This window comes from Bradyrhizobium sp. USDA 3364 (assembly GCF_054056355.1).
This window is the reverse complement of record NZ_JBSRYG010000002.1, coordinates 7,408,382-7,434,005: the sequence shown is the minus strand read 5'-3', so window position 1 is coordinate 7,434,005 and position 25,624 is coordinate 7,408,382. Positions and strand designations below refer to the sequence as shown.

The window sequence follows — 25,624 nt, the reverse complement described above, 5'->3', positions numbered from 1 at the left end:
TTGCCACTTGTACAACCGTCCCGGATTTCGCTGCGCTCCATCCGGGCTACGAAGCACCGTTAGCGCCCGCGCTTCACCGCGTCATAGGCCAGCCGCTTGAACTCGAACGAGAACGGGTGGACGAACGCCATCTGGCGCTGTGCCATCATCACGCCGGCGACGCCCGTTTTGGGCGAGATCCACCACTGCGTGCCCGCGACGCCGCCCCAGTAGAATTCGCCGGCCGCATCGGGATGATCGATCGGTGAGGGGTTGAGGATCAGGCCGCCGGCGAGCCCATGCGCCTTGCCGGGCTGCTCGCCCAGCATCGCGAAGCGGATCCATTGGCCTTCGGGCAACTGGTTGGACGTCATCGCCGCGATCGTGTCCGGCTTCAGCAGTGTCGGTCCGCCCGGCAGCAGGCTGCGGATCAGCGCCACCATGTCAGGCAGCGTCGATACCAGGCCGCCGCCGCCATTGAGCCTCGCCACCGGGCGCAGATAGGCGCCGGGGAAGGGCGCGTTGTCGGTGCGGGTGAGGCCTGGCTTCATCGGGTCCATCAGATCGGCACCGGCGTAGTAGGCGACGAGGCGACCCTGATCCTGTTGCGGAACGACGAAGCCGGTATCGACCATGCCGAGCGGATCGAGGATGCGCGCTTTGATGAACGCGTCGAAGCTCTGGCCGCTGACGACTTCCACCAGGCGCGCGACCACGTCGATCGCGAGCGAGTATTCCCACGAGGTGCCCGGCTGATAGATCAGCGGCAGGCCGGCCAGCACATCGGCCATCTGGGCCAAGGTCGTATTGGGATTGTGCACGCCGCGCTCGTTGAGCGCCTTGAAGATGACGGTGCCGGGATCGAAGAAGCCGTAGCTCAAACCGGCGCTGTGGCTCAGCAATTGGCGGATGGTGATCGAGCTCTGCGCGGGTTCGGTGTCGTCGATCGAGGTCGCGCCCGGCCGCAGCACTTTCCGGTTTCCGAGTTGCGGGATGAAGGTCTCGATCGGATCATCGAGCCGGAATCGGCCGTCCTCGAACAGCAGCAGCGCGGCGCAGGAGGTGATCAGCTTGGTGTTGGAGAACACCCGGAAGATATGGTCGGTGCGCAGCGGGATCTGCGTTTCCTTGTCGGCCCAACCGACGCAGCCCGTGTCAGCGATGTCGCGTCCAACCAGAACCGTCCAGGAGATGCCGGACAGGAGGTCATTGTCGATGTAGCGCTGCATGGCGGCGCGCGCCGGCGCGAAATCGTAGCCGGTGGCCGTTACCTTCAGATCTTCCATGGTCGCTCCCCAGTTGTGCCGCGCTGTTCGCGCGGTCGTCGACAATGTCGCGCGACGGAATATCCCGTCGGGCCATCGCGCGTGGTCGACGCTACCAACCAAACGGAACCCGTTTGCGCAACCGGATTTATCCGCCGCGTTTCTTGTCCGCGGGCGCGGCGCATGCGACCTTGACCCCGGCATTCGCCAGCAGCACGCGGGCGGCCTCCCTGGCCGCGCGCGCCATCGCCGGATCGTCCCGCACCAGGTCCTGCGCGATCGAGCCGTCGACCAGGAGCGTGAGCTGGGTCGCAAGCCCCTCGGCATCGGCGACGCCGAGCTGCCGCAGCAGATCGCGAAACCAGATCCGGCGGCTTTCCTTGAAGGCAATTGCGATGTTTCTGAAGGTGCGGTCCTCGTCATCAGGGCCAAGCTCGGCCACCGCATTCACGAACGGGCAGCCGCGGAAATCCTTCGCCGAGAAGCGCCGCTCCAGCGAATCGAAGGTCGCGAGAATCTGCTCGGCCGGCGGCTTGTCGGAGGGGCGGGGCTGCACGAAGCGGCGCTGCAGATAGGCCTCGATCAGCGCGTCCTTCGACGGGAAGTGATTGTAGAGCGTGCGCTTGCTGATGCCGATCTCGGCCGCGATGGTGTCGACGCCGATGGCGCGAATGCCCTGCAGGTAGAACAGTTTGTCGGCGGTCTCGAGGATCCGCTCTTTCATGGTCTGTTTTGGAGGCGGGGAAGCCATGCGCCGGCCGTGATCCTCGTCGCTTGACAGCAGCGCCTCTGTATAGCCTAATTACACAGGTCTGTGTACCTAAAATAAGCGGGAATCGCAGGCTGCGGCTATCGTGCCGCGCCCATTTGGGAGAACAAGAACAATGCCCCTGTTGCAGGTCCTGCGTCCCACGCTTCCCATTCTGATCGGTGCCTCCATCATGCTCACGCTGAGCATGGGGCTGCGGCAGAGCCTCGGCATCTTCATGCAGCCGCTGACGCACGACATCGGCATGTCGGTGTCCCACTTCACGCTGGCGCTGGCGGTGCAGAACCTCGCCTGGGGCTTCCTGCAGCCGGTCGCGGGCGCGATGACCGTGCGTTACGGCTTCCGCCCGATCATGGTGGTCGGCGCGCTGGCCTATATCGCGGGCCTCGTGCTGATGACGACGGCGCATGGGCTCGTCAGCATCATGATCGGTGCCGGTGTGCTGATCGGCATTTCGCTTGCCTGCACCGCGAATGCGATCGCGATGTCGGTCGCGGCGCGCGCGGTGTCCGAGACGGTTCGCTCGACCGTGCTCGGCATGGTCTCGGCCGCGGGCTCGCTCGGCGCGCTGCTGTCGGCGCCGATCGGCCAGATGCTCAATGAAGGTTTTGGCTGGCGCGTCGGGCTTGCCGGTTTTGTCATCCTGTCGATCGGGATGATCCCGGCCGCATTGTATGCCGGGCGCGTCGACAAAATTCCGCTGCCGAAGCCAACGGCCGATGATATCGGCAACGCCACGGCGGCGACCGCGGCGAAGACCGCGTTCGGCAACGCCTCCTTTGTGGTGATGACCTGCGCCTACATGGTCTGCGGCATGCAGCTCGTCTTCCTCACCACGCATCTGCCGTCGTATCTGGCGATCTGCGGGCTTGATCCGATGCTGAGCGCGCAGACGCTCGGCATGATCGGCGGCTTCAACGTGCTGGGCTCGCTGTTCTTCGGCTGGGCCGGCCAGCGCTGGAACAAGCTCGCGCTGCTCGGCGGGATCTACATCCTGCGTTCGCTGGCGCTTGCCTGGTACTTCATGCTGCCGGCGACGCCTGCCTCGACGCTGCTGTTCGGTGCCATCATGGGCTTCCTCTGGATGGGCGTCGGCCCGCTGGTCGCGGGCGCGGTGGCCGAGATGTTCGGGCTGCGCTGGCAGGCGATGATCCAGGGCCTCGCCTTCATGAGCCACCAGGTCGGCAGCTTCCTCGGCGCCTATGGCGGAGGGCTGATCTACGACTCGCTCGGCTCCTACACGATGGCGTGGCGCATCGGCGTGGCGCTGGGCCTTGCTGGCGGCATCATCCAGCTCGCATTCGCGCTGATCCGGCCGGCGCAACCGCCGCTGTTGAGAACCGCCTAGAAGACGCTCTAGAAATGCAAAACGGGGCCCAAGGGGCCCCGTTTGAACGTTGGAAGCAGGCGATCTTACTTGATCTTGGCTTCCTTGAACTCGACGTGCTTGCGCGCGACCGGGTCGTACTTCTTCTTGACCAGCTTGTCGGTCATGGTGCGCGAATTCTTCTTGGCGACGTAATAGAAGCCGGTATCGGCCGTCGACACGAGCTTGACCTTGATGGTGACCGCCTTGGCCATGTGCAAAACCTCGAAAATGCAGGGATATCGGGAGCCGGCCAAATCGGCCCGCGTTTGGCCGGGAAACTAGCCACAAACCGCCCAAAGTCAAGGATTTCTGACCCCAAACCATCCCGATTCCGGCCGATTACCCCTCGAAGAACTGATTTTTGGGCCGTGGCAGGCCCAAATTCTCCCGCAAGGTCCGTCCTTCGTACTCGGTCCGGAAGATTCCGCGCTTTTGCAGTTCCGGGACGACCTTGTCGACGAACTCGAACAAGCCCTGCGGCAGATAGGGGAACATGATGTTGAAGCCGTCGCTGCCGCGGCCGGTCAACCATTCCTCCATCTGGTCGGCGATGGTCTGCGGCGTGCCGACGAAGGCGAGCCCGCCATAGCCGCCGACGCGCTGGGCGAGCTGGCGCACGGTGAGCTTGTCGCGCGCCGCGACATCGACGAGGCGCTGCCGGCCGCTCTTGCTGGCATTGGTTTCCGGGATCGGCGGCAACTGCCCGTCGGGATCGAAGCCGGACGCATCGGTGCCGAGGATCACCGACAGCGAAGCGATCGCGCTGTCGTAATGCACGCGGCTGTCGAGCAGCGCGCGCTTCTCCTTGGCTTCCTCGACGCTGTCGCCGACCACCACGAAGGCGCCGGGCAGGATCTTCAGATGCTCGGGATCGCGGCCGACCTTCTCCATGCGACCCTTGATGTCGGCATACAGCTTCTGTCCATCGGCAAGGCTGCCGCCGCCGGTGAACACGGCTTCCGCCGTCTCGGCGGCAAGCTGCCGGCCGTCGTCGGACGCGCCGGCCTGCACGATCACCGGCCAGCCCTGCACGGGACGGGCGATGTTGAGGGGCCCACGCACCGAGAGATATTTGCCCTTGTGATTGAGCACATGCATCTTGTCGGGATCGACGAACAGGCCGGACTCGACATCGCGCACGAACGCATCGTCAGCGAAGGAATCCCAGAGGCCGGTGACGACGTCGTAGAACTCGCGGGCGCGCTTGTAGCGCTCGCCGTGCTCCATGTGATCGTCGAGGCCGAAATTGAGCGCCGCGTCCGGATTGGACGTGGTGACGATATTCCACCCCGCCCGGCCGCCGGAGATATGATCGAGTGATGCGAAGCGGCGGGCGACGTGATAGGGTTCGTCGAAGGTGGTCGAGCCGGTCGCGATCAGGCCGATATTCTCGGTGACCGCCGCGAGTGCCGACAGCAGCGTGAACGGCTCGAACGAGGTCACGGTGTGGCTGCGCTTCAGCGCGTTGATCGGCATGTTCAGCACGGCCAGATGGTCGGCCATGAAGAAGGCGTCGAACTTGCCGGCCTCGAGCTTGCGGATCAGCGTCTTGATGTGGTCGAAGTTGAAATTGGCGTCGGGCCAGGCCCCGGGGTAGCGCCAGGCGCCGGTGTGGATGCTGATCGGCCGCATGAACGCGCCGAGCTTGAGTTGATGCTTCGCCATAGCCCCGTTCCGTCCTTGATGTCGTTAGCGGAACAGATAGGGAGGCGTTTTGCGGCGCGCCATCCCGACGGCAGCAGAAGAATTTAACAATTTGAGCGATGGCAGGAGGATATTTCGACCGTCGCTCAACGGTCGTCATTGCGAGGAGCGATAGCGACGAAGCAATCCACGGTTCAGCATGTGGAGAAATGGATTGCTTCGCTGCGCTCGCAATGACTGCAGGCAGGGCTATGCGCCCAACACGTCCTTCTGCATCTTGCCGCCGTAGAAGTGGAAGAACGGCACCGGCGCGTCATGACGGAGCGGGCCGGTGGCGAGGCGGCGGTCGAGCTCGGCGAGCACGTTCTTGGTCATGGCATGCGCGTCGGCGAGCGGCTCGGAGCCGATCTCGACCCACACCAGCTCGACCAGTTCGGCATCGGCATGCACCACGCCTTCCACGCGATGCGCGATCGTCGAGGCATCGGCGGTGAAGAAGCGCGTGTCGAAGCGGCGGACGCGGCCGGGCGGGGTGATCGCGCGCGCGATCAGGAACAGGCCGGACGGATCGGGCAAGAGACCCGCGTCGGCGAAAGGCGCCCAGGGGCCGTCGAGCCTTGCTGTCTTCTCGACCTTGCGGCCGAGGCAGAGCCCGGTCTCTTCGCAGGCTTCGCGGATCGCCGCGTTGGCGAGTGCGCGCGCGCGGCCGGGCGTGATCTTCGGGCTGCCTTTCAGGAGATTGGCTTCGAGCTCCGGCGTGATCGGTGCTGCGACCGGCACGCGATTGTCGGCCTTGTCGACGCGGCCGCCGGGGAAGACGAATTTGCCCGGCATGAACACCACCTTGTCGTGGCGCTTGCCGACCAGCACTTTCGGCTTGGTGCCGGAGCGATCGATCAGGATCAGCGTCGCCGCATCCTTGGGCCGGAAATACGCATGATGATCGGCTTCTTTCTCGCCCTGGTGGACCACAGCGGCGGGTGCGGCAGCGTCAGTCATTTCATCCCTTCCATTTCTTCTTTGCGGCCCGGTTTAGCTAGACCGGCGGGATGTCGCTAGGGGGATTCTCGTCAAAGCCATGCATGCGCAGGGCCCATTGCAATCCGATCACGGCTCCCTTCACCGGCTGCAACAGTGCCAGCGATGCGAACAGCGTGAGCGGCAGATAGATCGCAAGCTGCAGCCACGCCGGCGGCGAATAGTTGGTCTCGATCCACAGAGCGGTCGGTACCACGATATGGCCGACAATGACGATGACGAGATAGGCGGGGAGATCGTCGGCGCGATGCGGTGAGAAATCGAGATCGCAGACCGGGCAATGGCCATCGCATTTCAGAAACTTGCGGAACAGTCTGCCTTTTCCGCAGCGCGGACAACGACTGCGGAACCCGCGCTTCATCGCGCTCCACACGTCGCGCTTCTCGGGATCGGCTGCGTCGCGAGTCCAGACCACTGTCGGCGGTGTCACTTCCATGACTTGCCTCGCTTCGATTTGCCGGACTTTTGTTTCGCCGGCTTGCGGTCCTTCTTGCTGCGCGCTTTCCGTTCCTTGTGCGCCTTCTTGCCGGATCCCTTCGGGCCCTTGCTAAATCCTGCGGAGCGGCGCTCGGTTCTCTTGCCGTCACGTTTTCTGTCACGCGGAATCGTTTGGCCGTCGGACATTAGCTCAAAGCGCAGTGCGCCCGCCACCGGCGCGGCTTCGACCAGCCGCACGTCGACGACGTCGCCGAGCCGATACATGGTTCCGCTGCGCGAGCCGATCAGGGCGTGGCGGGTTTCGTCGTAGTTGAAATATTCGCTGCCGATGGTGCGGATCGGGATCAGGCCGTCGGCGCCGGTGTCGTCGAGCTTCACGAACAGGCCGGACCGTGTCACGCCGGAAATGCGGCCCTGGAACGAGGCGCCGACCTTATCGGCGAGGAAATGCGCGATCAGCCGGTCGGTGGTCTCGCGCTCCGCCTTCATTGCGCGGCGCTCGGTGACGGAGATCTGCGCGGCGATTTCGGCCAGCGTCTCCACGCTCTCATCCGTCGGCAGCGCGCCTTCGCCAAGGCCGAGCGCACGGATCAGCGCGCGATGCACGATCAGATCGGCGTAGCGGCGGATCGGCGAGGTGAAGTGCGCATAGCGGCGCAGGTTCAAGCCGAAATGGCCGTAGTTCTCGGCGGAATATTCGGCCTGCGCCTGCGAGCGCAGCACCACCTCGTTGACCAGCGGCTCGTAATCCTCGCCCGCAACCTGCGCCAGCACGCGGTTGAATTGCGCGGGACGCAGCGCGCCCTGCTTGGTGAAGGGCAGGTCGAGCGTCTTGAGGAATTCCTGGAGGTTGTGCACCTTCTCCTGGCTGGGCTCGTCATGCACGCGATAGATCAGCGGCAGCGCCTTCTTCTCCAGCATCTCGGCCGCGGCGACGTTGGCCAGGATCATGAACTCCTCGATCAGCCGATGTGCGTCGAGCCGCTGCGGCACGATCACCCGATCGACGGTGCCGTCCGGCTTCAGCAGGATCTTGCGCTCGGGCAGATCGAGATCGAGCGGGTCCCGCTCGTTGCGCGCGAGCTTGACCAGTTCATAGGCCGCCCACAGCGGCTTCAGGATCGGATCGAGGATGGGGCCCGTCGTGTCATCCGGCCTGCCGTCGATCGCGGCCTGCGCCTGCGCGTAAGCGAGCTTTGCGGCCGAGCGCATCAGCACGCGGTGGAAGGTATGCGAGCGCTTGCGGCCGTCGGCGCCGATCACCATGCGCACCGCGAGCGCGCCGCGCGGCTCGCCCGGCACCAGCGAGCAGAGATTGTTGGAGATTTGCTCGGGCAGCATCGGCACCACGCGATCGGGGAAATACACCGAGTTACCGCGCTGGAGCGCGTCGCGGTCGAGCGCCGAGCCGGGCCGCACATAGAAGGCGACGTCGGCGATTGCGACATGGACGATGAAGCCGCCCGCATTGTTCGGATCGGTGTCGACCTCCGCATGCACGGCGTCGTCGTGATCTTTCGCGTCGGGCGGATCGATGGTGACGAGCGGCACGTCGCGCCAGTCCTCGCGGCCCTGCAGGGTCGCAGGTTTTGCCTCTTCGGCCTCGCGGAGCGCAGAAGATGAAAACACCTGCGGGATGTCGTGGGTGTTGATCGCGATCAGGCTGATCGCCTTTTCGCTCGCGATCGAGCCGAGCCGCTCCTTGACGCGGGCGGAGGCGAGCCCAAAGCTGCGGGTGCGGATCAGGTCGACGCTGATGAGGTCGCCGTCCTCGGCGCCGCCGGTATCTGGCTTGGCGATGTTGAGCTCGCGGCCGGCTTGCTTCTTGTCGACCGGGATCAGGCGGCCGCCGCCATCGGGATTGCGGCGGAAGATGCCGAGGATCCGAGTGCGGCCGCGATCGATCACCTTGATGACGCGGCCGCGATAGGGCGTGCCGTCTTGCTCGTCGGTCACCTCGACCCGCAGCAGCGCGCGGTCGCCGACGCCGGCGGTAGTACCGGGCTTCGGCCGCCGCGGCGTCTCGATGCGGATTTTCGGGGCGGTGCCGTTCTCTTCGCTGTCCCACTCGGCGGGCGTGGCGAGCAATTCGCCGTCGCTGTCACGGCCGGTGATGTCGGCAAGCACGGTCGGCGGCAGCGCCGCCGGCTCGTGGATCTTGCGGCCGCGTTTTGCAATTGTGCCGTCGTCGGCGAGATCGCGGAGCATCCGCTTCAGCTCGATGCGGTCGGCGTTCTTCAGGCCGAACTCGCGCGCGATCTCGCGGGTGCCGACCTTGCCTGGATTGGCGCGGATGAAGGCGACGATGGCGTCCCGGCCCGGAAAGCCATGGTCGGGTTTTCGTTTCACTTATCCTCGTGCCTTGCCGGCGCTTTTCTTCGCGGGCGCTTTCGCTGACGTCGATGACTTTGCAGGCGATGTCTTAGCCCCTGATGCGACCGGCGCGCGCGCCTTGCTGGTCGCATCCAATTTCGGTTTCGCGGCGGCCTTCTTCGCTGCCTTCTTGGCGGGCTTGGCCTCGGCGTCGTCAGTGTCGGCCGCTTCGGCCTTGGCCTTTTCAGATCTTGTTTTGGCTGCCTTGCCAGGCTTTTCCGCCTTCGCCTTCTTGACCTTCTTGCCGCCGCCCTTGGCCGCGCGCTCGTCGATCAGCGCGATCGCCTCGGCAAGCGTGACCTCGTCGGGCGTGCGGTCGCTCGGGATCGTCGCGTTGACGCCGCCGGCTGCGACATAGGCGCCGTAACGGCCATTCTTCAGCGCGACCGCGCCGAGCGTCGGGTGATCGCCGAGCGGCTTGCCGGGATCGGCGCCGAAGCGGCGGCCGCTCGGGCCCTTCGCGATCTTCTCCGCGATCAGCGTGACGGCGCGGTTCAGCCCGATGTCGAATACCTCGTCGCCGGCCTCCAGGCTGGCATAGGTCTTCTCGTGCTTCACGAACGGCCCGAACCGGCCGAGGCCGGCGGTGATCGGCTGCCCGGTTTCCGGATGCTTGCCGATCTCGCGCGGCAGCGACAACAGCTTCAGCGCCAGTTCGAGATCGACATCGGCAGGCGAGGTGGCCTTCGGAATGCCCGCGCGCTTCGGCTTCTCGCCTTCGGCGTAGTCCTTCTGCTCGCCGAGCTGGATGTAGGGGCCGAAGCGGCCGGCCTTCACCGTGACGTCGAACCCGGTGTCGGGATCGGTGCCGAGCACACGATCGGCGCTCTCGGCGCTGTCGGCCGCGAGCGGGCGGGTGTAGCGGCATTCCGGATAGTTCGAGCAGCCGACGAACGCGCCGAACTTGCCGGCCTTCAGGTTGAGCCGGCCGGTGCCGCAGGTCGGGCATTGCCTGACGTCGCCGCCATCGGCGCGCGGCGGATAGATGTGCGGGCCGAGCATCTCGTCGAGCGCATCGAGCACCTCGGCGACCCGCAGGTCCTTGATGTCGTTGACCGCGCCGATGAAGCCGCGCCAGAAATCCTGCAACACCTGCTGCCAGGCGATCTCGTTGTTGGAGATGCGGTCGAGCTGTTCCTCGAGATCGGCGGTGAAGTCGTATTCGACGTAGCGTGAGAAGAAGTTCTCCAGGAACGCGACCACGACGCGGCCCTTGTCCTCGCCGTGCAGCCGCTTCTTCTCCAGCTTGACGTAGCCGCGGTCCTTCAGCACCTGCAGGATCGAGGCGTAGGTCGAGGGACGGCCGATGCCGAGCTCTTCCATCCGCTTCACCAACGATGCTTCGGAGAAGCGCGGCGGCGGCTCAGTGAAATGCTGGGTGACGGCGAGGCTCTGGCGCTTCACGGCCTCGCCCTCGCTCATCGCGGGCAGGCGGCGCGAATCCTCGTCCTCCTCGTCGTCGCGACTCTCCTGGTAGAGCGCGAGGAAGCCGTCGAACTTGATGACCTGGCCGGAGGCGCGCAGCTCGAGTACGCGGGCGCCGGCCTTGGCTTCGATGTCGACCGTGGTGCGCTCGAGCTCGGCCGATTCCATCTGGCTCGCGATGGTGCGCTTCCAGATCAGTTCATAGAGCCGCGCCTGGTCGGCATCGAGCCTGCGGCCGATCGTTGCGGGACGACGGGAGAGATCGGTCGGGCGGATGGCTTCGTGCGCTTCCTGCGCGTTCTTGGCCTTGGCCTGATACTGCCGCGCATTGTCGGGCACATAGGCGTTGCCGTAATCCTCGCCGATCACCTTGCGCGCCTGGGTAATCGCCTCGGGCGCGATCTGCACGCCGTCGGTTCGCATATAGGTGATGAGGCCGGTGGTCTCGCCGCCGATGTCGATGCCTTCATAAAGCCGCTGCGCGATGCGCATGGTGTGAGCGGGTGCAAAGCCGAGCTTGCGGCTTGCTTCCTGCTGCAGGGTCGAGGTGGTGAAGGGCGCCTGCGGATTGCGCCGCGCCGGCTTGGCCTCGACGGTCGCGACCTTGAACAGCGCGGCCTCGATCGCCTTCTTGAAGTCCTCGGCTTCCGCGCCGGAGCCGATGTCGAGCCGCGCGATCTTCTTGCCGTCGGCGCCGACCAGCCGCGCCTCGAAGGCTTCGCCGCGCGGCGTCAGCAGGGTGGCGACCAGCGACCAGTACTCTCGGGGGACGAACTTCTCGATCTCGAGCTCGCGGTCGCACACCAGCCGCAGCGCGACCGACTGCACGCGGCCGGCCGAGCGGGCGCCGGGCAGCTTGCGCCACAGCACGGGAGAGAGGGTGAAGCCGACCAGATAATCCAGCGCACGGCGCGCCATATAGGCGTCGACCAGCGCGCCATCGATCTGGCGCGGTGCCTTCATGGCATCGGAGACGGCCTGCTTGGTGATGGCGTTGAACACCACGCGCTCGACCTTCTGGTCCTTCAGCGCGCGCTTCTCCTTCATCACTTCGAGCACGTGCCAGGAGATCGCCTCGCCCTCGCGATCAGGGTCGGTTGCGAGGATCAGGCGGTCGGCCCCCTTGAGCGCCTTGGCAATGTCGTTCAGCCGGCTCGCCGCCTTGGCATCGACCTCCCAAATCATCTGGAAATTGGCGTCCGGATCGACCGAACCGTTCTTGGCCGGGAGGTCGCGGACATGGCCGAACGACGCCAGGACCTCGTAGGAGGACCCCAGATACTTATTGATCGTCTTGGCCTTGGCCGGCGACTCCACAATGACGATATTCATGTCATTCCAATAGCTTACGGGAAAACTTGAAGGTGGGTTCCGCTAGACTCGCGGCCCGCCATGTCGGGGCGAACATGGGTGTTGGGGCGGTCGGTGTCAAATCGCCTGATATTGAAGGGAGAGCCGCAGCTGTGGAGTTCCTATCCCAAAGGTTGAAAAATGCGTCCTAGAGTTGCGGCCGGAAAGGGCGTACCTCTTTATATATAGGGCGGGAATCGGATTGGGCCTTGAGCACGACAGGGGGCGGCCGGAAGCCCGGATGACGCCTTGCTCCTGATCGCAGCGGCCGCGACCGAACTCGCCAAACTTGCCCAGCGCCACAAACTCGACGTCCTCGACCGTCTGCTCGCGATGACCCGGCTGGAGGCCGACTAGCAGCTGCGGGCGCGCAGCCGGCGGAAGCTGTCGTGAGGTCCACTCGTCGTCCTGGCTCTCGCCAGGACGACATCGAATATGTGTGTGGCGCTGCCTGCGCGGCGGCCCTCTCTCCATCCGTCATTCCGGGGCAGCCCGAAGGGCTGAGCCCGGAATCCATTGAGCTGTGCAACAAGTGGATGAATGGATTCCAGGCGCGTGCTTCGCACGCCCCGGAATGACGATTAGGCCGACACGCGCCGGGCCGTCTTCTTCACCGGCCGCGGCTTCAGCGTGGTGTCCGCCGCACCCAGCACGCGTCCGTCCTGCGAATAGAGTGCGAGATTCTTCACCGGCTTGCCCTTGTCGCGGTCGACCATGATGGTCGCGATTTCGTCCGGATGCTCGTCGAATTCCTCGCTCCATTGCCGGAGCGCGACCAGGATCGGAAAGATGCCGTGGCCCTTCGGCGTCAGCACATATTCCTGGTAGGCGCTGCCGTCGGAGGCGGGGATCGTCTTCAGAATGCCGCGGTCGACCAGCGTGCGCAGCCGTGTGGCGAGGATGTTCTTGGCGAGCCCGAGGCTTGCCTGGAATTCGCCGAAGCGGCGCCGGCCGAGGCTGGCGTCGCGGATGATCAGGAGCGACCACCAGTCGCCAAACACGTCGAGCGCGCGCGCCACCGGGCAGCTATCGCCTGCAAGGCTGGTTCGTTTCACGGCTGTCTCCGGGAATTTCGGCCATCACGATCTTGTGTGGTTGCAATATTAAACCTGATGCTCTAGCTAGGCAACGAAGTTTAATAATGCAACCACATTGGAGGCGGACCATGAGACTGGCAAACAAGACGGCATTGATCACCGGCGGCAACAGCGGCATCGGGCTTGCGACGGCAAAGCTGTTCATGGCGGAGGGCGCCAAGGTCGTCATCACCGGGCGCAACAAGGAGACGCTTGCGGCGGCGGCCAGGGAGTTCGGGCCGAACGCGCTCGCGGTGGTGGCCGATGCCACCGACGTCGCGGCGCTGGAAGCCGCAGTGAAGCAGGGCGCCGAGAAGTTCGGCAAATACGACGTGCTGTTTGCCAACGCCGGCATTCCCGGCCAGACGCCGGTTGGCGGCACAACACTCGCCGCATTCGAGAATGTGATCCGCACCAATCTCACCGGCGTGTTCTTCACCGTGCAGGCGGCCGCGCCCTATCTCAACGATGGCGCCTCGATCATTCTCAACGGCTCGGTGATTTCGGTGCTCGGTAATCCCGGCTACTCGGCCTATGCCGCGAGCAAGGCCGGCGTGCGCGCGATGGCACGCGTGATGGCGTCAGAATTGTCGCCGCGCAACATCCGCGTCAACGTGGTGGCGCCGGGCGCGGTGCGTACCCCGATCTGGGGCGCGGCGATCGCAACGCCGGAAGCCGAGAAGGCCTTCGAAAAGCGGATCGGCATGACGACCCCACTCGGGCGAATCGGCGAGCCTGATCACATCTCGAAGACCGTGCTGTTCCTGGCCTCCGACGACGCTGCGCATGTGCAGGGCCAGGAACTGTTCATCGATGGCGGTTCGACGGCGTCGCCCGCCGGCGCGCCGATCTATCGCGGCTAATTTGTTTCTCATTGTCGCGATCGGCCGGTGTGAAGCGCTTCACACCGGCCGATGTCGTACGCGACTATCATCGCTTCGTTGTCGAAGCATGATCTCCTCGGAAAACCGCTTCGCACTTTTCCGGACCATGCTTGAACCTTTGACGTATTCCCGGGACTCCTGAAAAGGGCGGGGAATTTTTTCACCACGGAATCATTTGGAGTGCCGTCATGCCGAAAGCAGCAGCCCGCATTTCGACGCCGATCCCGGTTTCGTCCGCATCCGAAAGTTCAGATACGACGCAGCTCGTGACGGTCGCGCTGTTTTCCGGCATTGGCCTGCTGATTTCGCTGGTCGCCGTCATCCTCGGCATTCAGGGCGTCTGGTTCTGAGTTCCATCCACTGAATGGCCTGCCGCCGCCAGGGGCGACGGCAGTTGCTCCATCACATCAGGCCGCGTTCAGGCTGCCCGCGGCCTGTAGCGCGCCCGCGACTGCCTTCTCGCGATGCTCGGGGCCAACCTGGATGCCGTCGGCGGGGATGAACTCAACATTCCTGACGCCGATGAAGCCGAACACCGCGCGCAGATAGGTCTCGAGGTGCTCGAGCGCCGCCATCGGCGTGTCGGCGCCGTAATAGCCGCCGCGCGAGATCGCGATGATGACGCGCTTGTTGCCCGCCAGTCCCTCGACGCCGCCGGCGCCGTACTTGAAGGTCTTGCCCGCGACCAGGATGCGATCGATCCAGGCCTTGAGCTGGGAGGGAATGGTGAAATTGTACATGGGCGCACCGATCACGACGATGTCGGCGGCGAGGAATTCGTCCAGAACCGTCTGGCCGGTTGCGATGTCGTCGCGCACCGACGGGTCCGGCGCCGCGCCATGGCTGGCAGCGAGGTGCAGGCCGGAGAGGTGGGCGAGCGGGGTCTGGGTGAGGTCGCGGTAGCTCACGACGAGGCCGGGATTGGCCTGGCGCAGCCGCTCGACGGCGGCGGAGGAGACCTGGCGGCTGACCGAATGGGGGCCGAGGACCGAGGAATCGAGGTGCAGAAGTTTCATGGCTGAGGTCACCTTTGGTATAGGTTTGTAACTGGCGCTATATGAGTGACCGCCCTAAATGTGCGCAAGAACGCACATTTTTGAAACCCGAGCACACCGATGAGACCCGAGCACATGCATGTAACCGACCCGCCGCTCAATCCGGCGGAGCATCAGGACTGCCGCGGCGTGGCCTCCGTGCTGTCGCGCGTCGGCGACAAATGGAGCGTGCTGGTCATCATGCTGCTGCGCGACGGACCGCGGCGTTTCAACGAGCTGAAGCGGATGATCAACGGCATCTCGCAGCGGATGCTGACGTTGACCCTGCGCGGGCTGGAGCGCGATGGGCTGGTGACGCGCACGGTGTTCCCGACCATTCCGCCGCGGGTCGACTACGAGCTGACCGATCTTGGCCGCGGGCTCGCCGTGCCTGTCATGGCGCTCGGCGAATGGGCCTTTGCGCATCTGCCGGAAATCGAGGGCGCACGCAGCAGATTCGACGCGCGGAATAGCGACGATTGAGTACTCAGTTCCTTCCACGTCATTGCGAGCGGAGCGAAACAATCCATCGCGCCGCAACGGGAGGAATGGATTGCTTCGTCGCCATCGCTCCTCGCAATGACGACGGGTAAAGCCCGCCCTAAATCATCGACACCAGTCCGCCGCCGTGACGCTCGAGCCTGCCGGCGAGCTCGAGCTCCAGCAGCACCGCACGGACGACAGCGGGCGAGACATCGGCCATCCGGATCAGATCGTCGAGGCTGATCGGGCTCGGGCCGAGCAGATTGATGATGCGGGCGCGATCGCCGCTATCTGTGGCGAAATCCAGCGGCTCATCTTCCTCGCGTACGCCGAGCATGATCGGCCGCTCCATGATCGGCGTGACCGCGCTGATGATGTCGGCGGCCTCGGTGACCAGCGTGGCGCCTTGCTTGATCAAATCGTTGGCGCCGGCGGCGCGCGGATCGATCGGCGAACCCGGCACCGCGAATACCTCGCGACCCTGTTCGGCCGCCATCCGCGCAGTGATCAGCGAGCCCGAGCGGTGCGCGGCTTCCACCACCACGACGCCGAGCGATGCCCCCGAGATCAGCCGGTTGCGGCGGGGGAAGTCGCGTGCCCGCGGCACGTGGCCGAGCGGCATCTCCGAAATCGCCGCGCCCCGCTCGAGCAGGGCGGCCAGCAGATCCTCATGCTCCGGCGGGTAGATCTTGTCGTGGCCGCCGGCGAGCACAGCGACCGTGCCGCTTGCGACAGTCGCGCGATGCGCCGCCGCATCGATGCCGCGGGCAAGGCCGGAGATCACGACAAAACCGGCATCACCGAGATCGCGCGCGAGTTGACCTGCGAATTTCAGCCCGGCGCCGGAGGCATTGCGCGAGCCGACGATCGCGATCATCGGCCGCATCATTGTGTCGCGCGCGCCGCGCACGCCGAGCAGCGGCGGCGCGTCGTCGATGGTGGCAAGCCGCGCCGGATAATGGGCCTCTTCCGGCGCGACGAGGTCGACGCCGAACTTGCGGCAGGCGGCGAGCTCGGCTGTGGCGTCGGCCGCGCTGCAGATCCGCCCGGGGCCCGCTGCGCCGCCGCGGCGGGCGAGATCGGGCAGGCGCTCCAGCGCGTGCGTCGCATCGCCAAAATGGCGGAGCAGCGATGCAAAGGTGCGCGGGCCGACATTGTCGGAGCGGATCAGCCGCAGCCGGTTGAGCCGCTCGGTGTCGGTGAGTTTTGCTGCGTCAGGGGACCGGTCATGCATGCGGGGTGCAGCTTCGCCCAACCTGAGATTGCGATCAACTGCGACATTGGCGCAGCGGCGCGTGACGCGCTAAAAGCGGCCGCCAAAGCCAGGGAAGCCGCCATGATCTCACTTGCCGACCTCAAAGCGCGTATCGAGCAGGGCGCGCTGTCGCCCGATGCCGCCATCGGCCAATCGCTGCAGGCGATCGCAGCGCTGGACAAGGCGATCGGCGCCTTCGTCCGCCATGACGCTGCGGCGCGCGCGCAAAGCGCCGGGCCACTGCGCGGCATTGCGGTCGGCATCAAGGACATCATCGATACCGCCGATTTCCCGACCGAGATGGGCGCTGCGATCTACCGCGGGCATCAGCCGCGCGCCGATGCGCCGGTCGTGATGGCGCTGAAGCAGGCCGGCGCCACCGTCATCGGCAAGACCACGACGACCGCGTTTGCGGCCAACGATCCGACCGCAACGCTCAATCCGCATAATCACGCGCATACGCCGGGCGGCTCGTCGTCGGGCTCGGCGGCCGCGGTCGCGGCCGGGATGATCCCGCTGGCGCTCGGCACCCAGACCGGCGGTTCGGTGATCCGGCCGGCGTCGTTTTGCGGCGTCGCCGCGATCAAGCCGAGCTACCGGCTGCTGCCGACCGTCGGCGTGAAGTGCTTTTCGTGGACGCTCGATACCGTCGGGCTGTTCGGCGCCGGCGTGCGCGACGTCGCGTTGGGGCTGGCGGCGATGACCAAGCGGGCAGAGCTGGTGGTGCCGTCGAAAACGGCCGCGCCCCGCATCGGCGTGGTGACGCAGGCCTTCGCCGGCGCGCCTGAACCTTCCGGCGCGGAGGCGTTGCAGACGGCCGCACGGGCCGCGGAGCAGGCGGGCGCAACCGTGCGCGAGCTCGCGATGCCCGAGATCGTTGCGGACGCCTGGCGGATCCATCCGGTGGTGCAGGAGTTCGAGGCGCATCAATCGTTCGCCTGGGAATACGGGCAGAACTACGATGCGATGCCGCCGCTGCTGCGCGGCCGGCTCGACGAGAGCAAGGGCGGTACGCCGGCGGAATATGACGCCGCGATGGACGTCACGCTCCGCGCGCGGCAGGCGCTGGCCGCGATCCTCGGCGAAGTCGACGTGCTGCTGACGCTGTCGGCACCGGGGGCTGCGCCGAGCGGCCTGGCATCGACCGGCGACCCCCGTTACAACCGACTGTGGACCTTGATGGGCGTGCCCTGCGTCAATGTGCCGACGCTGACGGCTGAGGGCGGATTGCCGGTCGGTGTGACCGTGATCGCGGGCTTCGGTGATGACGCGCGGGCGCTGGCGGCGGCGAGCTTCGTCGAGGACGCGCTGAGGAAATGATCACCGTCGTTCCGGGGCGCGAAGCGAACCCGGAACCTCGAGATTCCCCGATGCGCAATTGCGCATCTGAGGTTCGCGCTTCGCGCGCCCCGGAATGACGCTGTCCTACCTCTTCTCGCCGATCTTGCCTTCGGTGCCGGCCTGCAGGCGCTTGATGTTCTCGCGGTGCATGTAGAACAGCAGAAGCGTCAGCACGACGAACAGCGAGGCGAGCGCGTTGTGGCCGAACCACCACAGGAACAGCGGCGTTACGAACGCGGCGATCAGCGCCGAGAGCGACGAGTAGCGCGTGGTGTAGGCGGTGCCGAGCCAGATCGCGGCGAAGATCAGCGCCGCCGGCCAGAACAGGCCGAGCAGCACGCCGAGATAGGTCGCGACGCCCTTGCCGCCGCGAAAATTGAGCCAGACCGGGAAGAGGTGGCCGAGGAACGCGCCCAGCGCGGCCAGCATCGCGGCGTTCGGGCCGTCGATCGAACCCGCGATGATCACGGCGACCGTGCCCTTCAGCATGTCGCCGAGCAGCGTCGCCGCGGCGAGGCCCTTGCGGCCGGTGCGCAGCACGTTGGTGGCGCCGATATTGCCCGAGCCGATGGTGCGCAGATCCTGCGTGCCGGCGAGCCTGGTGAGGATCATGCCGAACGGGATCGAGCCCAGGAGATAGCCGATCAGAATGGCGACCAGCAGGAACGCGTCAGCAGCCATCGCGGTGGTCCCCTGGAGGGTTGGTTCGGTCCATTTCGGTCAATTCCGTCAATGAAATATTAACCATCAATCCGCACCATGGCGCCGGTAATGAAGGAGCTTATCATGGCTTCCGTTCGCAGGCGGCTGGAGCAGCTTTTCTTTGTGTTTTACGTCGCGGCCATCGTCGTCGGGACGACGATGGAAGCGATGTCACAATTTGCGGCGCACTGAGTTCCACTCCGATCGGGCATGATCTCCGCGCAAACGCCTTTGGCGTTTGTCGCGAGGGAAAACCGGTTTCCACTTTTCCGGATCATGCTTTAGACGTGCTCGTACACCGTCCGTCCGCCGACGATCGTCCGCGTCACGCGGCCCGAGAAGCGGGCGTCATCGAACGGCGTATTCTTGCACAGCGATTTGAGCTCGTCGCGGTCGAGCACCCAGGGCGTGTCGGCGTCGATCACGATCACGTCGGCCGGAGCGCCCGCGCGCAGCGTGCCGCCGGGCAGGCCGAGCAGTTCCGCAGGCCGTGTCGACATTGCCCGGATCAGCGTCTTGAAGTCCATCTCGCCATTGTGGATCAGCCGTAGCGCCGCCGGCAGCATGGTCTGCAGGCCGACCGCGCCGCTCGCCGCCTCCGCGAACGGCAGCCGCTTGACCTCGACGTCCTGCGGATTGTGATCGCTCATCACGACGTCGATCAGCCCGGACGCAAGTGCGGCGACCAGCGCCTTGCGGTCTTCCTCGGTGCGCAGCGGCGGCGCGAGCTTCAGGAAGGTGCGGTAGGGCCCGATGTCGTTCTCGTTCAAGGTCACGTGGTTGATCGAGACCGAGGCCGAGACGGTGTGGCCGGCATCGCGGGCCCGCTTGAGGATTTCCAGCGACTCCATCGAGGTCAGCGAGGCCGCGTGATAGCGCCCGCCGGTCAGGCCCGCGAGCCGCATATCGCGCTCGAGCATGATCGACTCGGCGGCGGTCGGAATTCCGGCCAGGCCGAGCCTTGTGGCGAATTCGCCTTCATTCATCACGCCTTCGCCGACCAGGTTCGGATCCTCGGTGTGATGCACGATCAGGGCGTCGAAATCCCGGGCATAGGTCAGCGCGCGCCGCATCACCTGGGCATTGGTGACGCTGCGGTCGCCATCGGTGAAGGCGACCGCGCCGGCGGCCTTCAACAGGCCGATCTCGGTCATCTCCTGGCCCTGCATGCCCTTGGTCAGAGCGGCCATCGGATGGATGTTAACGATCGCGGTGTCGCGGGCGCGGCGCAGCACGAAGTCGACGGTCGCCGAATTGTCGATCACCGGCGAGGTGTCGGGCTGGCAGACGATGGTGGTGATGCCGCCGGCGGCCGCGGCCTGGCTGGCGGAGGCGAAGGTCTCGCGGTGGCTGGCGCCGGGTTCGCCGACGAAGGCGCGCATGTCGATCAGGCCGGGGGCGACGATCTTGCCGGCGCAATTGACGATGTCGGTGCCTTCGGGGACGCCGGCGGCGCCGATGCCGCGCTTGGCGTCACGGATCACGCCGTCGGCGATCAGGACATCGCCCGGACCGTCGAAATCACGCGAGGGATCGATGACGCGGGCGTTGGCGAGCAGGATGGGGCGGCGATCGGTCAGCATTGGTCTCACGCGTTCGGCAGGTTGCGGGCGAGCGCTTCGAGCACCGCCATGCGCACCGCCACACCCATTTCAACTTGTTCACGGATCAGCGACTGCGCGCCGTCGGCGACGAAGGTGTCGATCTCGACCCCGCGGTTCATCGGGCCCGGATGCATCACAAGCGCGTCCGGCTTGGCGTAGCCGAGCTTCTTCTGGTCGAGGCCGAAATAGTGGAAATATTCGCCTGTCGACGGCACGAACGAGCCGTTCATGCGTTCGCGCTGCAGCCGCAGCATCATCACGATGTCGGCGCCGTTCAGCCCCTCGCGCATGTCGCGTGCGACCTCGACGCCCATCCGCTCGATGCCGGGCGGCAGCAGCGTGGAGGGGGCCACCACGCGGACGCGGGCACCCATCGTGTTGAGCAGGAAGATGTTGGAACGCGCGACGCGCGAATGCAGCACGTCGCCGCAAATCGCGATCGTGAGCCCCTCGAGTCGTCCCTTGTTGCGGCGGATGGTCAGCGCGTCGAGCAGCGCCTGGGTCGGGTGCTCGTGGCTGCCGTCGCCGGCATTGATCACGGAACCGTCAACCTTGCGCGCGAGCAGCTCGACCGCACCGGAGGCGTGGTGGCGCACCACCAGGATGTCGGGGTGCATCGCGTTCAGCGTCACTGCGGTGTCCATCAAGGTCTCGCCCTTGCGGGTCGACATCGACGACACCGACATGTTCATGACGTCGGCGCCCAGGCGTTTTCCGGCGATCTCGAACGAGGACTGGGTCCGGGTCGAGGCCTCGAAGAACAGGTTGACCTGGGTGCGGCCGCGCAGACTTGCGCGTTTCTTGTCGACCTGGCGGTTGAGCTCGACATACTCCTCGGAGAGGTCGAGCAGGCCCGTGATGTCGTCAGCGGAAAGGCCCTCGATGCCCAGCAGATGCCGGTGACCGAGGACAAAAGTCGATTTCAATGATGGGGTCATTAAAGCCAGAGCTATAGGCGCGGATGGCCGGTGGGGCAAGCGCGAAGAGGGCCCGGAGGAGTTTTCCCCGAGTAAGATGCGGCCGGGTTTCTCCGCTGTCATACTGGGGCTTCCACCGGGGCATCCGCGCCTTGCTTTTGCAGGTGTTTCCGGAACAAGACGTCGACGGTCGGGCTCAGGCCGAGCGGAGGCGGGGCCGTCCCTCGGACGGCCGTGCAGCCAGGACAGCGGAGCGAGAACTCGTGAAACTTGCCGTGATCGCATTGCTGGCCGTCGAGTTGGTCTCGGGGGCGATCTCGCCTGCCTTCGCTCAAAACCTCCCCGGCGACTTCGCGTTCCTCCGCGACATCGATCCCACCATCATCCAGGACATCCGCTACGCGACGTCCAATAACTTCCTGGGCCGGCCGATCGCGGGCTATGGCGCGGCGGAATGCGTGGTGAAGCGGGCGGTCGGGCTTCGCCTCAAGGCCGTGCAGCAGGAACTGGCCCGGCAAAAGCTGTCGCTGAAGATGTTCGATTGCTACCGGCCGGCCCGCGCGGTCGCCGATATGGTGGCGTGGTCGAAGAACGGCACAGAGACCGTCGCCGAGCGGCGCTACAACCCGGCCTTCTCGAAAGCGGACCTGTTCCGCCTCGGCTATATCGCCACCCATTCCGGCCATTCGACCGGTGCCGCGGTCGATCTCACGCTGGTCGATCTGACCGCGGACAATTCGGCAAAATTCGATCCGGCGCGTGCCTACGCTGACTGCACCGCGCCGGTCGGCGCCCGCGCGCCGGAAGGCAGTGTCGACATGGGTACCGGCTACGACTGTTCCGATGCGAAGGGCCATACCGCGGCGGCCGCGATCACGCCTGCGCAACGGCGCTGGCGGACCACGCTGGTCACGGCGATGGCCCGGCAGGGGTTCGTGAACTATTCAAAGGAATGGTGGCACTTCTCGCTGCCCGGAGTGGGCGGGACCGCCTACGACTTCCCGATCACGCGGATGCGCTAGGTGGTGTGGACACTTATCGTGTCCATAGGACGATTGCAGCGAGAGTGACGACGGCTCGGTAATTTCGGGCTGTCTTTTCGAAGCGCGTTGCGACGCGGCGGAACTGCTTGAGTTTGCTGAAGCAGCATTCGACGAGATGCCGCTGGGCATAGAGATGCTTGTCGAGCGGATGCTTGAGTGCACGTGACGGGTTGTTGGGGATGACGGCGAGCGCGCCCTTGGCCGCGATGGCTTGGCGCAAGTGATCGGCGTCATAGGCCGTATCGGCCATGACCACCTCGGCGGGCAATCCCTCAATCAAGGTGGCGGCTTGCGGTGCATCGCCCTTCTGGCCCGCGGTGAGCGTGAACCGCACGGGGCATCCCAAACCTCGGACGGCCATATGTATCTTGGTGCTCAAGCCGCCGCGCGAGCGGCCGATCGCCTGATCTTCAGACCCCCTTTTTTCGCCCCGGCGGCGTGCTGATGCGCCCGGACGATGGTGGAATCGACGATCAGATATTCGAAGTCCGGATCATCGGACATCGCCTCGAAGATCCGCAACCAGACACCCTTGGTGCTCCATCGACTGAAGCGCCGGAACACGCTGTTCCAATCCCCAAACGCCTCCGGAAGATCACGCCAGGGAGAGCCGGTGCGAACGATCCAGAGCACCCCTTCCACGAACATCCGGTTGTCGCGTCCGGTCGAACCCTTCTGGTCAGGCCGGCCGATGATGAGCGGCGCCATGCGCTCCCAAGCCGCGTCGCTCAACACCAAACGATCCATCACACCCAAGGCCGCCTCCCAAAAGAAGCCTTGAATCTGATTTGCCCTCAAAAGGGAATCCTTAGAGTCCACACCGCCTAGCGCGGGATTTTCCTTCAAATTCGAAGCACCTCGGCAACACAAAACTTGCCATCGCAAAAGTAGCGAAGCGCGTGTTCAACACTCCTTAATTGCGACCGGATGAAGTGCGGGCATTGCGGGAGCACGACACATGCGTCTAGCAGCCATTGCAATCGTTGCGGTCGGTGCAGCCGGCATCGCGATTTACGATCAGTACGACAAGAGCGCGAATTATCAGCGCGTCGATGCACGCATCAGCGGCGTCAGCGATCAATGCTATCTGGAAAAGGTCGAGCGCGGCGTCATCACCAAGACCACGTGGACCTCCGACCTGACCCGCTGCGAAGTGGCCGAGCTGCTGCGCAAGGAGCATCCGAAGTGGCAGGGCTATGACCTCAGGCACAAGATCGAGGTGCGCGTGGTCTACGTCTCGCCGGTCGACGGGGTCTCGCACCAGTCGAGCCTGCAGATGTCTTATTTCCCGAACGGCAAGCCGCTGCGCGCCGGCGACCTGTTTCCGGTGCTCGCGTCCAAGACCAAGGCGGACAAGACGCGCTCGATCTGACCGTCACGGCGGTTCGGCAGGATGGGAGTCCAACCATGCGTCTCGGCCTCTACGGGGTGATCGCAGTCGGCGTCGTCGGCTTCTATGCCTACAATGAGTTCGACAAGCGGGTGAACTTCCGGCCGATCGACGCGCGCGTCAGCAGCGTCAAGGAGCAGTGCTACATGGAAAAGACGGAAGGCAATCGGAGCTCGAGCTCCGATCTCCTGCCTTGCGAACTGACCGAGCTTCTGACCCGCAGCCATCCGAAATGGCAGGGCTACGACATCAGGCACAAGATCGAGATCCGGTTTGCCTACATCTCGCCGGTCGACGGGGCTGCGCACGAGTCGAACCTGCAGATGGCGGCATATCCCGACGACCGGCCGCTGCACGCGGGCGACATCTTTCCTGTCCAAGCGTCCCGGAAGGAAGCCAACAAGACCCGGGCCAGCGACTGGCTGGACCGGCGGCTCGGCCGCCATGCGCCGCGGCATGGAAGCATTTGACGGCGCATTTTTCGCTGCCCGGCACCGGCTCGCAGGCTTATGATCCCTCGATTCCACTGCGCCACGGTTGGCCCGGCCGTCCGGGCCGCATGCGCGCAGAATGACCGATCCCCGAGGAGACCATGACGCAGGCACCGTTCGCCACCCACGACGTGCTGAACCAGTCGCCGCCGTTCGAAAATGTCGACCTGTTCACGGTGGACGCGCCGCTCGCTGCGGCCGTTGCCGCCAATGGCGGGGCAGGCGCGACCGTCGAGCTGTCCGATTTCGGCAAGCATTGGGGATCGGAAGCGATGGCGGAGCGTGGCCGCGTCGCCAACGAGAATACGCCGAAGCTGCGTTTGTTCGATGCCAGGGGCAATCGCCGCGACGAGGTCGAGTTTCATCCAGCCTATCACGAATTGATGGCGCACTCGGCGCATGCCGGCGTGCACAACTCAACCTGGAATGCCCAAGGCAGGCCGACCGGCGGCGCGGCCGAAGTGGTGCGCGCGGCAAGGTTCTATATCGCGTCCCAGGTCGAGACCGGCCATCTCTGCCCGATCACGATGACGCGCGCCTCGGTGGCGGCGCTGGCCTCGCAGCTGGACATCCTGGCGAAGACGATGCCCGTCATCGGCACGCGCGCCTATGACCCGAGCTTTGCGCCGTGGTGGACCAAGCGCGGCATGACGCTCGGCATGGGCATGACGGAGAAGCAGGGCGGCACCGATGTGCGCGCCAACATGACGCGTGCCGAGCGTGCTGGCGACGCCTGGCGCATCACCGGGCACAAATGGTTCATGTCGGCGCCTATGTGCGACGCGTTCCTGGTGTTGGCGCAGACGGACGGCGGCCTGAGCTGCTTCTTCATGCCGCGCTTTGCGCCCGACGGCGCTGTCAACGCCATCCACTTCCAGCGCCTGAAGGACAAGCTCGGCAACCGCTCCAATGCCTCGTCGGAGGTGGAATTCCACGGCGCTCATGCCGAACTGATCGGCGAGGAGGGCAAGGGCATCCGCACCATCATCCAGATGGTGCAGCTGACGCGGCAGGACTGCGCGATCGCATCCGCAGGCCTGATGCGCTCGGGGCTGGCGCATGCGCTCAATCACGCGCGGCATCGCAGCGTGTTCCAGAAGCATCTCGCCGATCAGCCGCTGATGCAGGCGGTGCTCTCGGACATGGCGCTGCATGTCGAAGCGTCGGTGGCGCTGGTGATGCGGCTGTGCCGCGCCTTCGATCGCGCGCCAACCGATGCGGACGAGGCGGCGTACATGCGGCTGCTGACGCCGGCGATCAAATACTGGACCTGCAAGAGTGCACCCGGCTTCCTTTACGAGGCGATGGAGTGCCTCGGCGGCAACGGCTATGTCGAGGAAGGCATTCTGGCGCGTCACTACCGGGAATCGCCCGTGAATGCGATCTGGGAGGGCTCAGGCAACGTGATGTGCCTCGACGTGCTGCGCGCGCTCGGCCGCGAAGCCGATGCCGCGCTTGCCGTGCTGCGCGCTCTCGCCGACGAGACCAAGGGCCTGCCGGGCGCAGCAGAGGCTGTCGCATCGATCGGACGATCGTTCCGCCGGCCGGATAGCGAACGTGTCGCGCGGCTTGCGGTCGAGCAGCTGGCGCTGCTGGCGGCAGCCGCCGCGCTCAACCAGGTCTCCCCGAAAAAATGCCGAACTGTTCGCGGCGACCCGGCTTGCCGAACGCCACGCCGGCATGTACGGCGCGGTGGACCTCTCCGATACCGATCAGCGCGCGCTGCTGTCGCGGGCGCTGCCATGAAGGTTTGC

At 65.4% G+C, this 25,624-nt stretch carries 22 protein-coding genes and 2 pseudogenes; 9 read left to right on the top strand and 15 right to left on the bottom strand.

The window, feature by feature from the left end:
- Nucleotides 1-59: 59 nt before the first annotated feature.
- The gene (locus tag ACVILL_RS34945) at nt 60-1,265 is read right to left on the bottom strand and encodes a serine hydrolase domain-containing protein (protein WP_456733199.1); all 1,206 of its coding nucleotides are present in this window, start codon (nt 1,263-1,265) and stop codon (nt 60-62) included.
- A gap of 127 nt (nt 1,266-1,392) precedes the next feature.
- Nucleotides 1,393-1,995, bottom strand: a complete 603-nt coding sequence (locus ACVILL_RS34940) for a TetR/AcrR family transcriptional regulator (RefSeq protein ID WP_456733198.1) — start codon at nt 1,993-1,995, stop codon at nt 1,393-1,395.
- Nucleotides 1,996-2,128: 133 nt separating this feature from the next.
- On the opposite strand from ACVILL_RS34940, the gene ACVILL_RS34935 reads away from it, so the two are divergent.
- Complete coding sequence (locus ACVILL_RS34935; protein WP_456733197.1) at nt 2,129-3,361, top strand: MFS transporter; 1,233 nt, start codon at nt 2,129-2,131, stop codon at nt 3,359-3,361.
- A gap of 65 nt (nt 3,362-3,426) precedes the next feature.
- On the opposite strand, the gene rpmG is transcribed toward ACVILL_RS34935, so the two are convergent.
- From rpmG to ACVILL_RS34900, 7 genes are all read right to left on the bottom strand, one after another.
- Nucleotides 3,427-3,594 (bottom strand): 50S ribosomal protein L33, encoded by a 168-nt coding sequence (rpmG, locus tag ACVILL_RS34930; protein ID WP_018271988.1) that lies wholly within the window; start codon nt 3,592-3,594, stop codon nt 3,427-3,429.
- 127 nt (nt 3,595-3,721) lie between these two features.
- A complete protein-coding gene (locus ACVILL_RS34925; RefSeq protein ID WP_456733196.1) occupies nt 3,722-5,047 on the bottom strand; it encodes an LLM class flavin-dependent oxidoreductase in 1,326 nt (441 codons plus the stop codon).
- Between the two features lie 228 nt (nt 5,048-5,275).
- Nucleotides 5,276-6,025 (bottom strand): NUDIX hydrolase, encoded by a 750-nt coding sequence (locus ACVILL_RS34920; protein ID WP_456733195.1) that lies wholly within the window; start codon nt 6,023-6,025, stop codon nt 5,276-5,278.
- 37 nt (nt 6,026-6,062) lie between these two features.
- Nucleotides 6,063-6,500, bottom strand: a complete 438-nt coding sequence (locus tag ACVILL_RS34915; RefSeq protein ID WP_456733194.1) for a DUF983 domain-containing protein — start codon at nt 6,498-6,500, stop codon at nt 6,063-6,065.
- Nucleotides 6,491-8,851 carry a ribonuclease R gene (gene rnr / locus ACVILL_RS34910; RefSeq protein ID WP_456733193.1) on the bottom strand — a complete coding sequence of 787 codons (2,361 nt, stop codon included), beginning with the start codon at nt 8,849-8,851 and terminating at the stop codon, nt 6,491-6,493. Before rnr ends, ACVILL_RS34915 begins: the two co-directional genes overlap by 10 nt.
- Nucleotides 8,852-11,632, bottom strand: a complete 2,781-nt coding sequence (topA, locus tag ACVILL_RS34905) for a type I DNA topoisomerase (protein ID WP_456733192.1) — start codon at nt 11,630-11,632, stop codon at nt 8,852-8,854.
- Nucleotides 11,633-12,231: 599 nt separating this feature from the next.
- Nucleotides 12,232-12,705, bottom strand: a complete 474-nt coding sequence (locus ACVILL_RS34900) for a winged helix-turn-helix transcriptional regulator (protein WP_456733191.1) — start codon at nt 12,703-12,705, stop codon at nt 12,232-12,234.
- A 110-nt stretch (nt 12,706-12,815) separates the two neighbouring features.
- Between ACVILL_RS34900 and ACVILL_RS34895 the strand changes: the two genes are divergently transcribed.
- A complete protein-coding gene (locus ACVILL_RS34895) occupies nt 12,816-13,589 on the top strand; it encodes an SDR family NAD(P)-dependent oxidoreductase (protein ID WP_456733190.1) in 774 nt (257 codons plus the stop codon).
- Nucleotides 13,590-13,798: 209 nt separating this feature from the next.
- Nucleotides 13,799-13,960, top strand: a complete 162-nt coding sequence (locus tag ACVILL_RS34890) for a hypothetical protein (protein ID WP_456733189.1) — start codon at nt 13,799-13,801, stop codon at nt 13,958-13,960.
- A gap of 57 nt (nt 13,961-14,017) precedes the next feature.
- Here the strand turns inward: ACVILL_RS34890 and ACVILL_RS34885 are convergent, their stop codons facing one another.
- Nucleotides 14,018-14,626: an FMN-dependent NADH-azoreductase gene (locus tag ACVILL_RS34885; RefSeq protein WP_456733188.1), complete on the bottom strand. Its 609-nt coding sequence runs from the start codon at nt 14,624-14,626 to the stop codon at nt 14,018-14,020.
- Nucleotides 14,627-14,725: 99 nt separating this feature from the next.
- Between ACVILL_RS34885 and ACVILL_RS34880 the strand changes: the two genes are divergently transcribed.
- Nucleotides 14,726-15,127: a winged helix-turn-helix transcriptional regulator gene (locus ACVILL_RS34880; RefSeq protein ID WP_456733187.1), complete on the top strand. Its 402-nt coding sequence runs from the start codon at nt 14,726-14,728 to the stop codon at nt 15,125-15,127.
- 118 nt (nt 15,128-15,245) lie between these two features.
- On the opposite strand, the gene dprA is transcribed toward ACVILL_RS34880, so the two are convergent.
- Nucleotides 15,246-16,361: a DNA-processing protein DprA gene (gene dprA / locus ACVILL_RS34875; protein WP_456733186.1), complete on the bottom strand. Its 1,116-nt coding sequence runs from the start codon at nt 16,359-16,361 to the stop codon at nt 15,246-15,248.
- A 102-nt stretch (nt 16,362-16,463) separates the two neighbouring features.
- On the opposite strand from dprA, the gene ACVILL_RS34870 reads away from it, so the two are divergent.
- A complete protein-coding gene (locus tag ACVILL_RS34870) occupies nt 16,464-17,702 on the top strand; it encodes an amidase (RefSeq protein WP_456733185.1) in 1,239 nt (412 codons plus the stop codon).
- A 105-nt stretch (nt 17,703-17,807) separates the two neighbouring features.
- Here the strand turns inward: ACVILL_RS34870 and plsY are convergent, their stop codons facing one another.
- From plsY to ACVILL_RS34855, 3 genes are all read right to left on the bottom strand, one after another.
- Nucleotides 17,808-18,404 (bottom strand): glycerol-3-phosphate 1-O-acyltransferase PlsY, encoded by a 597-nt coding sequence (gene plsY / locus ACVILL_RS34865; RefSeq protein WP_456733184.1) that lies wholly within the window; start codon nt 18,402-18,404, stop codon nt 17,808-17,810.
- A 302-nt stretch (nt 18,405-18,706) separates the two neighbouring features.
- Nucleotides 18,707-20,008, bottom strand: a complete 1,302-nt coding sequence (locus ACVILL_RS34860; protein ID WP_456733183.1) for a dihydroorotase — start codon at nt 20,006-20,008, stop codon at nt 18,707-18,709.
- A gap of 5 nt (nt 20,009-20,013) precedes the next feature.
- Nucleotides 20,014-20,967, bottom strand: a complete 954-nt coding sequence (locus ACVILL_RS34855; protein WP_456733182.1) for an aspartate carbamoyltransferase catalytic subunit — start codon at nt 20,965-20,967, stop codon at nt 20,014-20,016.
- Nucleotides 20,968-21,209: 242 nt separating this feature from the next.
- On the opposite strand from ACVILL_RS34855, the gene ACVILL_RS34850 reads away from it, so the two are divergent.
- Nucleotides 21,210-21,968 carry a M15 family metallopeptidase gene (locus tag ACVILL_RS34850; protein WP_456733181.1) on the top strand — a complete coding sequence of 253 codons (759 nt, stop codon included), beginning with the start codon at nt 21,210-21,212 and terminating at the stop codon, nt 21,966-21,968.
- A 13-nt stretch (nt 21,969-21,981) separates the two neighbouring features.
- Here the strand turns inward: ACVILL_RS34850 and ACVILL_RS34845 are convergent.
- Nucleotides 21,982-22,697, bottom strand: a pseudogene (locus ACVILL_RS34845) (IS5 family transposase).
- A gap of 250 nt (nt 22,698-22,947) precedes the next feature.
- Between ACVILL_RS34845 and ACVILL_RS34840 the strand changes: the two are divergent.
- From ACVILL_RS34840 to ACVILL_RS34830, 3 genes and pseudogenes are all read left to right on the top strand, one after another.
- Nucleotides 22,948-23,361 (top strand): hypothetical protein, encoded by a 414-nt coding sequence (locus ACVILL_RS34840; RefSeq protein ID WP_456733180.1) that lies wholly within the window; start codon nt 22,948-22,950, stop codon nt 23,359-23,361.
- 35 nt (nt 23,362-23,396) lie between these two features.
- Complete coding sequence (locus ACVILL_RS34835; protein ID WP_456733179.1) at nt 23,397-23,849, top strand: hypothetical protein; 453 nt, start codon at nt 23,397-23,399, stop codon at nt 23,847-23,849.
- Between the two features lie 122 nt (nt 23,850-23,971).
- Nucleotides 23,972-25,616, top strand: a pseudogene (locus ACVILL_RS34830) (acyl-CoA dehydrogenase family protein).
- The last annotated feature ends 8 nt before the right edge of the window (nt 25,617-25,624 follow it).